This is a genomic window from Kosakonia sp. MUSA4 (assembly GCF_013085925.1).
Lineage (GTDB): Bacteria > Pseudomonadota > Gammaproteobacteria > Enterobacterales > Enterobacteriaceae > Kosakonia > Kosakonia sacchari_B.
The window spans coordinates 3236667-3251657 of sequence record NZ_CP025697.1; the positions used below are offsets into that span (position 1 = coordinate 3236667).

The 14991-nt window shown below is 40.1% G+C and carries 10 protein-coding genes; 8 read left to right on the top strand and 2 right to left on the bottom strand.

Features of this window, described 5'->3' with window-relative positions; all coding sequences use genetic code 11:
- Positions 1 to 142: 142 nt before the first annotated feature.
- The 4 genes from C0557_RS15415 to C0557_RS15430 all read left to right on the top strand — a co-directional run bounded on the left by C0557_RS15415 (position 143) and on the right by C0557_RS15430 (position 5963).
- Positions 143 to 1354: a DUF4297 family anti-phage-associated protein gene (locus C0557_RS15415; protein WP_208659245.1), complete on the top strand. Its 1212-nt coding sequence runs from the start codon at positions 143 to 145 to the stop codon at positions 1352 to 1354.
- A gap of 16 nt (positions 1355 to 1370) precedes the next feature.
- Positions 1371 to 3053 (top strand): ATP-binding protein, encoded by a 1683-nt coding sequence (locus C0557_RS15420; protein ID WP_208659247.1) that lies wholly within the window; start codon positions 1371 to 1373, stop codon positions 3051 to 3053.
- Between the two features lie 392 nt (positions 3054 to 3445).
- Positions 3446 to 4354 carry an SIR2 family protein gene (locus tag C0557_RS15425; RefSeq protein ID WP_208659249.1) on the top strand — a complete coding sequence of 303 codons (909 nt, stop codon included), beginning with the start codon at positions 3446 to 3448 and terminating at the stop codon, positions 4352 to 4354.
- Between the two features lie 283 nt (positions 4355 to 4637).
- A complete protein-coding gene (locus tag C0557_RS15430) occupies positions 4638 to 5963 on the top strand; it encodes a hypothetical protein (RefSeq protein ID WP_253073725.1) in 1326 nt (441 codons plus the stop codon).
- 412 nt (positions 5964 to 6375) lie between these two features.
- On the opposite strand, the gene C0557_RS15435 is transcribed toward C0557_RS15430, so the two are convergent.
- Entirely contained in the window at positions 6376 to 7320 is a 945-nt protein-coding gene (locus C0557_RS15435) for an ArdC family protein (protein WP_208659251.1), read from the bottom strand.
- A gap of 508 nt (positions 7321 to 7828) precedes the next feature.
- Here C0557_RS15435 and C0557_RS15440 point away from each other — a divergent pair.
- The 4 genes from C0557_RS15440 (at position 7829) to qatD (ending at position 12513) form a co-directional block, all read left to right on the top strand.
- Positions 7829 to 9703: a P-loop NTPase fold protein gene (locus tag C0557_RS15440; protein ID WP_208659254.1), complete on the top strand. Its 1875-nt coding sequence runs from the start codon at positions 7829 to 7831 to the stop codon at positions 9701 to 9703.
- 199 nt (positions 9704 to 9902) lie between these two features.
- A complete protein-coding gene (qatB, locus tag C0557_RS27290; protein WP_253073726.1) occupies positions 9903 to 10505 on the top strand; it encodes a Qat anti-phage system associated protein QatB in 603 nt (200 codons plus the stop codon).
- On the top strand, positions 10502 to 11788 hold the full coding sequence (gene qatC / locus C0557_RS15450) for a Qat anti-phage system QueC-like protein QatC (RefSeq protein WP_208659259.1): 1287 nt from the start codon (positions 10502 to 10504) through the stop codon (positions 11786 to 11788). The genes qatB and qatC overlap by 4 nt, the downstream gene beginning before the upstream one ends.
- Positions 11785 to 12513 (top strand): Qat anti-phage system TatD family nuclease QatD, encoded by a 729-nt coding sequence (gene qatD / locus C0557_RS15455; RefSeq protein WP_208659261.1) that lies wholly within the window; start codon positions 11785 to 11787, stop codon positions 12511 to 12513. The genes qatC and qatD overlap by 4 nt, the downstream gene beginning before the upstream one ends.
- 291 nt (positions 12514 to 12804) lie before the next feature.
- Here the strand turns inward: qatD and C0557_RS15460 are convergent, their stop codons facing one another.
- A complete protein-coding gene (locus tag C0557_RS15460; RefSeq protein ID WP_208659263.1) occupies positions 12805 to 14991 on the bottom strand; it encodes a DEAD/DEAH box helicase in 2187 nt (728 codons plus the stop codon).

Sequence of the window (14991 nt, forward strand, 5' to 3'; positions counted from 1 at the left end):
AAGTGGAGCACTATTCCGCGCAGCTGTTTAATTGCTGGAATTTTTTATGACCAAAAATTGAACTATGCATCGGCTTGTAACATACTGACAAACATGAGTGTTAATATTCAAAAAAACATCAACGATAACTATTGGATATATCATGGCCGACAGAAGTGCAGTTGACACAATACGAGGTTATTTTTACCAATTTGATCTGACTATTCTCAGCATCTTAAAACTAACATCATTAGACGAATCTGTTGAAATCGAATGCACTGAGGACATTGATATTCGAACTGCAACTGACGTTACTGCCACACAATGCAAGTATTACGCCAAGACCGAATATAATCACTCTGTTATTAAAGATGCGATTAAGTATATGCTATCACATTTCAAGGAAACGCTGGTAGGTACGAAGCAAAAGATGTTTTACTCCATTTACGGACATTATGCGTATGGTCAAGAAAAATTAGATGTAGAAATAGACATTGATTTCCTAAAGAAACACTTTCTTACCTACACTAAAGACAAAGTCACTTACCATCACCATCAGGATTTACAACTTAGCGATGCAGATCTTGAAGAGTTTCTGAAGCGGTTATCAATAAACATCAGAGCAGTGGATTTTGATACACAGTTCCGTGAAGTGATCGATATCCTCAAATCAATATTTAACACTAAGTCATTTTCAGCCGAATACTTTTATTATAACAACGCTCTAGCTGTTATACGCGAACTCTCAATCGCGGCTACTCAAACAAATAGATCAATTAGCAAAGGAGATTTCCTGAAAAGAATTAACACTTCAAGCATTCTCTTCAATGAATGGTTCGTAGATAAGAAAGGAAAGAAAACACATTTTTCGGCCCTACGTAATGAATACTTCTCAGAAGTTAACATATCTCCTTTTGAACGTTTCTTTCTAGTAGAGATAGGTGTGGCTTCCTACGCTCGATACGAACTCAAGAATCTTTTATTTGAGCTTTCAAGGAAGTGGTCAAAATTGTCGAAGCGAGAGCCTTCTCCGTTCTGTCCGTACATTTATGTGCAAGGGGTATCAGACAGTGAGTTACTTGCACTAAAAAATGAACTCAGTAGCGAAGGATTTAAGGTCATTGATGGTCACGACTTCCATGGTGCTGAGTTTAATTGTCAATCGATTATGCTGAAAGCAACGCATGGCAATGGTATCCAACTTAAGATTCTGAATACTCTTCAAAACGTTAGAGATACGATTGATACCATTACTAAAACTCGACGTATTTACCAATTTCACATAGGCCCTAGCTTCTTTGAATACGACAAACCTGCAGTCCAGCACGTCAAAATTCAGATACAACAACTTTCAGACATTGAATCAATAATCTAGTTGAAGGAAAATGAAAATGGATCACAGACAAAAAGAACAGATCAATGCCCAAGTCATTGCCGTTTTCCCAGATAAAGTACGTATTGTTGTAGATGACCTAGAAAACTTTAAGATAGCGGAAGAATCATTGAAAGTTGGCTCTTACGTTAAAATTGCTGACAACGAAAATGCAGTCCTCATCGCAATCATTGAAAACTTCCAGATTGCAGTTAGCGCTGATGGAAAGCGGGATCACATCATTGAAGCTTTTCCTTTAGGTATCTTAAGAAATGGTAAGTTTGAACGAGGTGGTGATTCTCTAGCTATTCCGCCAAAAGAAGTTCAGCCAGCAACCATCGCTGACATAAAGAAAATCTATGAAGATTCAGTCCCGAAAGAGGCGTCTTTCCGTTTTGCTACATTATCCTCAAACATCAGTGTTCCTGTTCCCGTCAACGGAAACAAATTTTTCAATAAGCATATTGCAGTTGTCGGTTCCACCGGTTCCGGAAAATCACATACTTTAGCGACTATTATTCAGAAAGCTGTTTCAGAAAAAGGAGGGAATTTCTCACTAAATAATTCACATATAATTATCTTCGACATTCACTCCGAGTATAAATCAGCATTTCCTTCTGCAAATCACATTGATATATCCAATTTAGCCTTACCATATTGGATGCTGAACAGTGAAGAACTGGAAGAATTTTTCCTCGATACAGAGGCCAATGATCACAATCAGAGAAATATTTTTAAAGAAGCCATAGTAAAAGACCGGCTTGCGAAATTCTCTGGTTCAGATGTTGAAAAACAAAGTATCCACCTTGACACTCCTATTCTGTTCGATATTCGGGAAGTACTTGCGTACACGATCGCAAAAAATGAAGAAATGATTGATACTGGAGAAGTTTACGCGGCAAGCAATAAAGAAAAAGCGGGACAGCCAAAATATACACAGGGGAGTCTCCATGGAAAGTTGACGAACTTTGTGAATCGGCTTGAGAACAAACTTAATGATAGTAGATTAAATTTTTTTCTTGGTGAAAAATCCATGAAAACCACATTTGAAGAAACCCTCCAGCAGCTGCTTGGATATTCTTCAAAAAGTGAATCGAACGTAACCGTCATTGACCTAAGTGGAGTTCCGTTCGAAGTTTTAAGCATAACAGTATCCCTTATTTCACGCCTCGTCTTCGAATACGGTTACATATACAAGCGTATGCGTTGTGCCAGAAACCCTAATGAGAAAATCAATAATGACATCCCGATTCTATTAGTTTATGAAGAAGCACACAAATATGTCCCTAATAGTGACCTGTCGAAATATCGTTCTTCAAAAGTAGCCATAGAGCGAATTGCAAAAGAGGGGAGAAAATACGGTGTGACGCTGCTGCTAGCAAGTCAACGTCCGTCCGAGATATCCGAAACAATCTTTTCACAGTGCAGCAACTTTATTGCTATGCGGTTAACCAACCCGGCGGATCAAGGGTATGTTAAGAAGTTACTTCCAGATTCACTCGGTTCTTTGATCGATAAAATGACATCTTTCCGTCAAGGGGAAGCATTATTAGTTGGTGAATCTATAATTCTCCCCTCAATCGTCCAAATTGAACCATGTAGTCACTCTCCATCTTCAAATGATATTCCTTATTGGCAACTCTGGAAGGAGGAATGGAAATTGATGGACTTTGCTGCCATTAAGGCAGAGTGGTATAAATAATTATAACATGTCCTATTATCATGTTAATTCCATGTGTTTGTAGTTTGAGTCGGTTTGTCCAGAATCGACTCAAACTATAAGTGCTGATGTCTAGTTTTAGTTTAAATAACATCTTTAACCTACTCTCACGTGGTAGAATGTCTGATAGATTTTATTGGTCTATATCCTCTGAGCTCCTCCCCATTGGTTCACATGCAATACTGTTATTAATGCCTACCTAGTTGCAGTGAATGCGTGGAGGATATATAATTTCAGGGCCTGATTACAGGTCTACTTTCAAAACATCACTATTGTTGGATAAAATCACATACATCGGTGCCGAGCATATTAATGACTAGTATTGTAATATCAATAGCAGAGTGTAAAAATGCGTCTAACAAAAAGGGATAGAAATGCGTGATTATTCACTTCTTATTGGAAATGGCATAAACAACATTATAAATGGAAACTCTTGGCTTGATGTGTTAAATAGTCTTGGGGATACATATGAAATCAAAATTGACACAAATGGCAAACCATTTCCACTAGCCTATGAAGAGATTTATTTTAATATTTCAAATAAGAACGCAAATGGGTTTTCAGAAAGTAAGATAAAAGACTCCATTGCATCAAAGATAAAATTAATACAGCCAAATGAAATTCATAAAAAAATAATAGAGTTAGAATGCAATAACATTTTAACAACAAACTATGACTTGGCATTTGAATATTGCTTGGATAACAGCGTCAGGCCTGAGGATTTAAAAAACGAAGGTATAATAAAAGAAAGTAAATATAATATCTTCAGGCATTATAAGATGAAAAACAAAAAAATATGGCATATACATGGAGCTTTGAATAACCCAAGCTCAATAATCCTTGGCTATGAACATTACAGCGGTTATTTGCAAAGCATGCGGGGTTATACAACTACCGGAAGTCAGTATTCCAATGAATCGTTCAACGAACCGCTTACAAAACGGTTGGAAAGAAATGATGTTGGTAATAGTTGGATCGATGATTTTTTTACTAAGAATGTATATATCTTAGGCTTGAACTTGGATTTTGTTGAGATTGATCTTTGGTGGTTGCTTACATTCAGAGAAAGAAATCGAATTACAAAGAAAATAAACTTACAACATGAAGTAATATATTATATCCCTCGTTATTATTATGAAGACCCTGCTTCCAAACCAAAAATCGATCTTTTAAAAAGCGTTGGAGTTATAATCAATCATGAGTTCGGATTAGTGTTCAAAGAGAAGGAGAAAGAGTATTACCTCGATGTAATCAATGACATCCATGATAAAACTAATAGATAATGGTTTCTCTGTAATAAAGCGGTTAAAGAAAAATATTCTTTGACCGCAGGGATAAGTATTTAGTCCGCTCCTCGCTCTTAACTGCCCATTAAGACCTGCACTAGGGTAACTCTGTGCAAGAAGCGAATGTTGCTAGCTAACGTAACTATCGGCTCAATTTTAGCCGCTAACTCTTTTTTTGACGATAGTGAATCCACTTTTTCATCAACTATGTTGATGGGCAATATTAAGCAATCGTTATTAAAGTATATAATGCAAAGTGTTATCATTATGGAGGAATGTGATGAAATTCAATGAACATACTGGTGTCATGGACGATGAGTTCGTTTCCATGGGGCTTGAATGGCTATGCCAAGTGCAAGACGATAGCGATGCATTCCTATCACGCCTTGAAAAGGCACAATGTAAATATATTTCTTCGACAAATGCCCCTACCAATTTTGGCAAGGATTTTGACATCAAGCTTTATGGGCATGATATTGTCGCGAGCTTCTTTGCTCAGGCCAAATCATTACTCGACAATCGGAGAGTTTACGACATCAGTATAGCTTCTAATATTATCCCCTGGGTCAAGCAACTTGGAAGAAACTGCCACCTTATTGAGGCCATACCAGGTGCCAAGGAGCGTGCCAAGAGAATGTTAGAAGACGAAACGGTCTACCCCGACACGGCCTTGTTTGAGCTGGTTGTGGCTGGTAATTATGCTGACAGGGGATTTCAAGTAGAATTTATACCCGAGCAGAAAGGAATTGCTAAAACTCCGGATCTCAAATACAAAAATCAAGACGGTCAGGATTTTTATATTGAGTGTAAAAGGCTACAAAAAGGAAAGTACGAGACTATTGAAAAACAAAATCATCGGGAAATTATAAACCATGAACAAACAATGAGAATCCTCGAGGAATTCAATTTATGGATGGACATTACTTATAAATCCGAGGTGAAAGATATTCCCCATGATTATATATATGAGCACCTCAAACACTATAAAGGAAACCTCTACACTTGGAATGATATTTATGGTCAGGGTGTAGTGAGACCCATAAGCCTTGCCCCTCTGCTTACAGACATTCTGATTAATGGATCCATCATGTTCAATACCAAGTTTGCTCGTTTGATTAAGGGAGATGTGCTGCGCGACGAATATTATAATATCTATGCACGGGGAAAACCAGATGACCGCGACAATCGATTCGTTGAGTTTGTTCACCAAGCAGCGCTTGTGACTTGGCGGTGCGTAAATGAAGCCTCTTTTGAGGGACGTTCGAAACATGTAACTTCACTTCTGAAAACAATCGATGATCAGCTTTTGAATTTTGGACCCGGCATTGCCCACATTGCCATTGATGTGGATGTGCAAGGTGATGTTGCCGACAAGCGTCGCCAGAAAAATATAGAAGCCATCTCTCGCTTTAAGCCTGATTCCAGACTATGCCGAACAATGGTGCATTACATGGTTCCCAGAATTGATGAAGATTCGGCCTGGATGGTCGATGAAACATCAGATGAATTACTGAGTTACCCACCTGAACTTGGTATCACACCTCGAGTTGCTATTTTTACGGACTCCGAAACCCTTGATAATGACCGGCTAGGATGGCGCCAATAACCGCTATCTGAGCAGATATGGCTGACCATTATAGTGAAATATTCACCCGCGTTGTACCCGGTAATAGACACCAATTCACAAGATAATTAACGCGGTGGAAGTGTGCCTCCACCGCATTTAATTAAACCACCGCACTATATCTTGTATCAGTATTTTTAGTTTTTAACTTCCCTTCCTCGCTCGTTGCCGACTGTCAGCTTGAATCGTGCTCTAACATAGAACACAGCCAGATCAAGTCTGAGCCAATACATCTAAAGGATTGACGGGCTCTTTGCCGCCCTGCAGACTGCGAATTTTCCTGACATCCGGTGCCAGGAAAATTCGCAGTGGATTTATACCCCCTAACACCACAGCTACTCCGCCCACGGCTATGGTTAAAGCCACATTCCTTTGCGGCTTCTTGCTCCTGCCCTCAGGCTTTATCCATTAAATAACGATGCGCTTTTGATGCCGCACTTGCAGCTTTGAAAATATAGCGTTTGTCGTTTTTCAGTGCTTTCAGCCAGGAAGCAATATAGCTTTCATGCTGTACCTCTCCGACAATCCCCAAATCCGCCATCAGAAAAGCACTTCCCAGCTCCGCTACTAATTCCTCCTCCGCATAATCAGCACTGCCAAATTTTCCTTTCATTTCACGATTAAGTCGTTTTTTACCACCACTCCAGTGAACCAACTCATGCAGGCCGGTAGCGTAGAAATTAGCTGCATCTGAAAACAGATGGCGCTCCGGTAGCCAGACTTCATCAGTTGAGGGTCTGAAAAAGGCGTTTTGCCCTTTCTCAATGATGTTTGCGCCGCTCTTCTGGAACAGATTTTCAGCCTCCGGCAAAGGGTCAAAGTTTGCTTCTGGGCTAACTGTTTCAGTTGTCAGCGGAAGACCATCAATTTGTTCAAGATTGAACACATTGAAGGTTTTCAGCATCGGGATCTGGTCGATTTTGCCGTCTTCGTTTTCCTTCTCTAAGGTTGTGTAGAAAATGGCTGTCGTGCCGTGCTCGCCTTTGCGAACCAGCCCACCGACTGCCTGTGCTTGTTTGTAGGTCATCCAGCGTGAATCACCGAAGCCCTGTTCTGACGCACTACACCACAACAGCATGATATTCATTCCGCTATACGCGATACCGGTTGCGAAGTTGGAAGGCAACCCAGACATACCCAGCACTCGTTGCCACGGACAAGACCACGGTTTTACACCGGCTTCAAGCGCTGCAATGATGTTGTCGGTGACGGTCTGATAAATATCTGTTCTGGTTTGAGAAAATTTCGTTTTTGAGGAGCCTGACTGCTCCAGCGGGGATACGCTGGTCGCCGCTGAGGTGTTAGGGGCGCTAGTCTGGGTATGCAGGGAAATCGTCATGGTTTTTTCTCCGTCAGTGGTTTGATTTTCGTCTTCGCATCGCCTGACGGTTCGCTTTCCCGGCATCGTTCCGACACGCAAGGGCGCAGAATGCGTGCCATTTACCCTTGCGGGGCGGGTTGTGTTGGGAAACGATTAGCCGGAAGCTGATACGGGAACGGAAATCACGCGGGAGAAAAAACTGACCCTGTATAGGCAGGCGTAGCGCCCTTTACTCAGTAGCGGTGAAATGAATTTGGGGCTACCGCCGTTAAAAACGGTATTTTCAGAGATGATCCTCCTCTCGATTCTCCAATTTTTGGGATATAACGAGCATATCTAAGTCCCCCACTCGAAAGCTCCTCGACCGAGCCTTGTACCACATACGTTAATGGTTATACTAAAACCAACCGTCAGAGAACTGACGATTATCCCGACAAAAAAGTCACAATAGAATTCATTGTTAGATAGGCTTGCGTGCATCATCGTCAACTTCATGGTTTATTAATTTTAATTAAGGCTTTTGACAATGTGGGCAGACAACGAAACAGAAAAGGACTTTCTTAATTTTTCCGGCATCGCTGACACTATTGCTGAAATTATTGCCCAAGCAAATGAACGGCCAATATCAATTGGAGTCTCAGGCTCATGGGGAATTGGCAAGTCGTCATTGATAAAATTGACGAGATCATCACTGAACAAACGCCCGCGCCAAATGGGCGATCGAGAATTTATTTTTGTCGAGTTCAATGCCTGGTTATACCAAGGTTATGATGATGCGCGCGCAGCTCTGATGGATGTCATAGCAAGCAAACTAGAGGATGAAGCCAAGAAACGCGAAACAGCGGTTGACAAAGTATCGAACATTATCAAACGGGTTCGATGGTTACGCGGAGCAAAATTAGTCGCTGGAGATGCCGCAGCTCTTGCCCTGGGGCTTCCGCCTATGGGTTTGCTTGGGAGGTTATTTAGCCTAGGTAACGGTATGCTTGATGGCATCGATCAAGATGAACTAGACGAAGCAAAGAAAACAGCTCTTGAAGCTGGTGAGATAGCAAATGGTCTTATTGCCCCCAAAACAGATAGTTCACCCCCTAAGGAAATTCAGGCCCTACGAGATAATTTCGAAGAAGCCTTAGATGAATTAGGCGTGACTTTAGTCGTCCTAATCGACGATCTGGACCGATGCCTACCCCCTACTACTATCTCAACACTCGAAGCCATCCGGCTTTTTTTATTCCTAAAACATACTGCATTTGTAATCGCTGCCGATGATGAAATGATTAAGCACGCAGTCAGAAAACATTTTGAAGGTGTCAGTGATGACCTCCTTGTAACTAGTTACTTCGATAAACTAATTCAGGTACCAATTCGCGTTCCAGCACTTGGCACTCAGGAAGTCCGCGCTTACATGATGATGCTGTTCATAGACAATAGTAATTTAAGCGATGATATTAAAGAGGTTATACGCGCAGGTATTTGTCAACAACTCAGAAATACTTGGCAGGGGAAACGCGTAGATCGTGCCTTTATACAGTCATTGCACAATGATTTTCCTGACGAATTAATAGGAAAATTAGATACTGCTGAACGACTTGCTCCCCTAATGATTTCAGCTACAGGTATCGCAGGCAACCCCCGTCTGATCAAGAGATTCATGAATGCTCTAGCAATTCGTATGACGATCTCAAAGGCCCAAGGTGTAGGTGTTGATGAGGCAGTCCTTGCAAAACTGCTTCTTTTTGAGCGACTTGCTCAATCCAAAGCCTATGCAGAACTAGTTGCTGCATCAAGTGCAAATGACTCAGGTAAGCCTGCTTTCTTGGCGGAATGGGAAACTCAAGCTGCTTCCGGAATCGACCTTAAACTAGCAGCTCCATGGGAAGACAGTTTTATTATAGAGTGGCTGCGTCTTCCCCCTATGCTAGCCAATGTAGATCTACGTGGCGCATTGTATGTCAGCCGAGAACATGCGCCATTAATTACTCCAGAAGATCGTTTGTCTTCCGAAGCCGCAGATCTTCTTACAGGACTTCTTGAACATCCCGATATGGCAGGGTCGCTTAAAAAACGCCTTGAGCAAATATCTCGAGCAGAAACAACAGTGATGATGGACCGCCTTCTTGATAGGGCTCGCCAGGAACAAGCATGGGGTACCCCTCCAATTTTAGAAGCTTGTCTAGTACTTTCAGAAACGGATCAGATTCAAGGACCTAGATTGGCAGCCTTTCTTCGCGAGCGACCACCCGCACAAATCGAACCGAATATAATACCTAAAATTAGTGATCAGGTTTGGGCTTCTAGCGTATTTAACGCTTGGGAAAATACAAATGTCAGTAAGCCAGTAAAAATTGCCATTAAAAAAAGGATAGGAACTGATAATGGGAACGTCACAATCAAGTAAGGGGGCCGGACCTGGAGTACCAATGGTCCCTCCATGGGTGGATGACCCACCAGCAGAAGCGCCGACTGGTGATGAGCCTCCATCGGATGACACCGAAGCGCCACTTTCGCCAACACCCTCTCCTATTGCCCCTGCACGTAGATGGATTGGGGTAAACAGAAGCTTAGGCGAATATGCTAATTCGGGAGATTCCCGAGCGATGCGCCGTGGTTTTGGTCAATATGTTCGTAATGGCTATGGTGGGAGCTCAACCACAACCCGCAGAATGCATGGGACGGCCTCCACAGCCGGAGCTTTAGGTAGTACGTTAGCTTCATTGGCTAGTGGTCAACTCCAGCCAGGAAGCCCTTTAGATCCTGCTTTGTTGTCTGGTCGCTCTGCCGAACAAATAATGGATGCGGTAGTCGAAGCCGTAAGACCTGTTGATGGTACTCAGGATGCTGAGGCATCCCGGGCGGCTATTCGAGAGGCATTATCGGAATTGCTAACACGGTTTCCCGATGCAGATTTAATTAATCTGACGCCCGAGCAGCGTAATCTAGCAATTGAGCGATTCACAGCTTTTGACGTTTTTCATCGCTTCGATCTTGATGTTGGCCAAACAATACGCGATAAAGCCCCCAATGCGGTCACTGCCCTTTCCAGATTAAAACAAGCCAGAGATTATGTAAGAGAGACTGTGGCTGCTGCATTTCGAAAACTAAAGGATGCTGGTATGCCATTAACATCGGGAAGAATTAGCGAAGTTGTAAAATCAGCTCTACGTGAAACATTTGACGTCTTTGAGGGATATGCAGAATGAGGCTAGTATGCGCACCTGAAAATTTTAATTTTGCCGAAGACGGTGCTTTGAATGTGGTCCTTTACGGACAGCCCGGCGAAATACGAGACGATCGTTCTGCCAGAGCTAGCGCAGGTCAAGCCGCGAAGACTGATTTTATTCGGGCTGGATATAATGCAACCCCTCGTGCATGGGATTTTTTATCGATTGCTCTATCAGTAATCACAGCAGACCTGGCTGGTCAGAGAGAAGAAAGCGCAGATAACTGGACTAGAGAGTTCGATATAAAGATTGCGGTTGCTGATCCTATCTTTTGGAACACACAAGCGACAGCGTTAGAAGCCGCATTGAAATTCCTATCGACTGATCGTTGGCAACTCACTTTTGAATCTGGTGGTCACATACCCAGCCCACCTAAAAAACCAGTGCAACCTGATGAGGATTGTGTTGTTCTGTTATCTGGTGGACTCGATAGCCTGATTGGTGCAATCGACCTTGCTGCCACAAACAAAAAACCTCTTGCTGTTAGCAACATCGTACGGGGCGATGGTGAAAACCAAGAAGAATTTGCAAAAACAATTGGTGGTGGACTTCGGCATATTGCGTTAAATCATAACGCAACCCCTCCCGGGAAGAAGGAGCCTTCTCAACGGGCCCGCTCGTTAATTTTTATTGCATTTGGTGTTCTCGCGGCTACTTCCCTCAAAAAATATCATAATGGTCAAGAAGTTCCTTTTTATATCTGTGAAAACGGTTTTATTGCAATCAATCCACCATTAACGGGGGGACGCATTGGAAGTTTAAGCACCCGAACAGTACATCCAGAATTCTTGAATAGAATTAGGGATATTCTTATCGCAGCAGATCTGCGAGTGCGCATAATCAACCCTTATGAACACTGCACAAAAGGAGAAATGCTTAAGAATTGCCGTGATCAGAAATTACTAAAATCATTAGCAATCAAATCTGTTAGTTGTGGAAGATATAGGGTTTTTAATTATACTCAGTGTGGTCGTTGTGTGCCATGCCAAGTCAGGAGAGCCGCTTTCCTCGCTTGGGGTAATGCGGACTTGACCTCCTATAAATATTCCAATATCGGCCTAAGGAATGATGAACACGCTAACTTTGATGATGTCCGCTCAATTGCAATGGCCATAGCCGACGTCAATACGAATGGGTTAGAATCTTGGCTAGGAGCAGCATTAGCCTACCCCAAAATTGGAATAAAGCCTCCTCTTAAAGATTTGGTATCCCGAGGGTTGAAAGAGTTGGCCGCACTACATTTACAGCAAGGTATCAGATGATAGATTTCCATTGCCATATCGATCTTTATCCCGATCCTCGCAAAGTGATAGAGGAATGTAAAAAACGAGGGTTATACATCCTGTCAGTTACAACAACACCTTCTGCATGGGAAGGAACATCTTCGCTTGCAAACGATGCTCCTCGTATTCGCACTGCGCTTGGATTGCATCCCCAATTAGCTCATCAAAGAAAAACAGAATTGCCGCTATTTGAAAAATATATTGATCAAACTCGCTATGTGGGTGAAATCGGTTTAGACGGCACTCCTGAATTTAAAAAAAATTGGGCCGATCAAATTCAAGTGTTCACACGAATACTTGATATTTGTGAGTCTGCTGGCGGTAAAGTTCTTTCTCTTCATAGCCGGAGAGCTACCAGCTCAGTTCTTGATGAGATAGAACGTCGTCCTAAAGTTGGGACACCTATTCTTCATTGGTTCTCGGGTACTAAGGCCGAACTCAACCGAGCTAAAGATCTCGATTGCTGGTATAGTATTGGACCTGTAATGTTGAATGGGCATAAAGGTCGTCAACTCGCCAGTTTAATGCCAAAAGATCGTGTACTAATTGAGTCCGATGGCCCCTTCGCTCAAATTGACGGTCGGTCTGCATGTCCATGGGATACATACAAAACCCTTTCTCAACTTACTGAAATTTGGGATAAAAGCTTATCTGAAGTTGAGACCCAACTCCTAAACAATCTTAAAATTTTAGGACAAAAGTAGTATCGTTTTCACCCCTTAATCAGACAAAACTTTAACTTAATTAAAGTAATTCAACATAGCTATATTGATCTCATCTTACCTCGAACCAAATTTCATTTTGGAGGATTATTTAATCGTTATGGATTTGTTGGACAAATTAGATGTATCACAGATGAATTTAAAATTAAACCTTGTAATTGGATGATTCAGTTCAATTAGACACTTCCAACTACTCGTGTTGAATAGGACCATCTTATTTATTCTCATCCATTTCGTTGATTATAAAGCATACCTTTATTAGTCTCGTTAAAATCAAATCATTATATTTTTCTTGATGATATTTTTCTCATAGTCTATCAAACTATTATTTTCATATAATTTCTTATTCTTTATTAGTTGGATAACTGACTCATCAGAAAGAGTATTTGGGATGAATTTAGAAATTTTATCAATTGCAGATTTGGGAATCCCATATTCAATTAAAATATTCAAATGGTCAGGAATAAAGTCATTTTCAATGATAGATGAATAATATGAGTAATTACCAGGTACTAGTCCGTAAGCAGTGCAAACATAAGATTGAAGTTCGTTCAGAACTGAAAGTAATTTAGGTAACTTATATTGAAACCAGTGCCTTAGTATATAAAATGTGTCTTTAATAGATTCATCTAATAATTTACTTCTTTTATCTGAATCCAAATTTTTTGCCTGACTTAATTTATAATCATATGTGCTTTTAAGTAATTTAATTATACTTTGAGAAAAACCATAATCAAAAGTAAGTTTAGTCAATTTTTTTGCTGTCATTTGATTTTTTTTCTCATTTTCTTTTAATAAAAAATCCCAGCAAAGTTGCACACAAAACTCTAGTTGTTTGTATTTTGGCGTGGCATTCCATGAAAGGAAAAAGTGAGCGGTATAAATATTTAGCTTTAGATAATCCAAGAGTTTCTTTTGACCTCTAATATTGATTGAATTTTTTTTAAATAAAAGCATTTCTTCATAAGGCAACGAAGTAATAAAGTTATATTCTGCAGAATTTTTATCCTGAACTTCATCAACATCCAAATTTATCAAGATCTCTTCATTGATTGGATTCTGTTCAAAAAAAGGTATATCAATATAAATAGCTTCTTTTTCTGGAGGAGGATTAAAATTAAAGACATTTCCCGAGTAATGTTGCATTAACCTGCCCGCACGCCCCTTTATATTTGAATAGTCGAAAAAATCTATATCTAGACTATCCCCTTTTTTATCATCGAAGTAAATAATATTCTTTGCGCTAGTATTCACACCTTCAATAATTGTTGAAGTACAAAATAAAACATTAATTAAACCTTCATTAAAATAATCAATTACAGATGATGTTATGTGCCGGGGCAAAGCACCATCATGAAACGCCACACCTAACCTTAAAGACTCAATCAAAGACCATGACGTTGAAATGTTTTCCTCAATCCATTCAATTAATGGTAAATTATGAGATCTAAACATATTTTTATTATTAGAAATAAATTTAGAATAATTTTTTGAAAGTTTTCTTGCCTTAGACGGAGATGCACAATAAATAATAGATTGTTCTTTACTCCGTTCTACAAGCAAATCGAACAATACTTTCTCTTTGAATTTTGCTTTGTTACCTAAATTTCCAAATAAGCCATCATATTTCTCATAAACATTGAAGCTATTACACCTGACAAGACTATATTGACTTTCATAGAAGACAGCATTATATTTATCTGAAAATCCGGGAGTTATTCCATCAATATTAGGTCCCAAAAAGTAAAACCTTGGAGCACATTTTTTAAAAATCTTGATAAATGCATTATTTAAAGACTGATGTCTTTCATCGTCTCGTTTCGAGCTAAATTTATAAAACTCATCAACAATAAGAAAATCTATTTCAGGAAATTGCTCATATTCATTTACCCTTTCAGATGTCAATAAAAATATATTCCCTTTCTCTGAGAAACTATACTCCTGATTAGTTCTTATTATTAATTTATATTTTTCAAGATATTTGGAAAGTTTTTTTCTAGTTTCATCCAGCAAGGCCAGCGTTGGCTGAATAATGAGTATATTTTTATATTTCATCGAGGCAACAATTTCTTCAATCAACAGACTCTTACCAAAACTTGTTGGTGCGCTTGCTATAACATTTTTATCTGAATTGATAAGGTCGAGTAAATATTTTTGTTCATCGTGAAAAATCTTACCTTCAATATTTAATGATCGATTATTCGCAAATCTAATTTTTTGTGCAGAAGAAGATAAGTGCAGACTCTCTTTCAAAAGATAGGGATAAAAACCAGCAGACTCGATTAAGTCAGCTAAAACATGATCTAATTCACGAGAATAATCATTTCTATTCTCAATAAGCTGAATAAGAAAATCTCTACCAACCACTTCATTTGTTATGAGTAGATGAGCACATCTCTGATAAGTTTCAAATGTGTAGTCAAAATTATCTTTACATTCAGTACCGTCTTTTTCATCCAT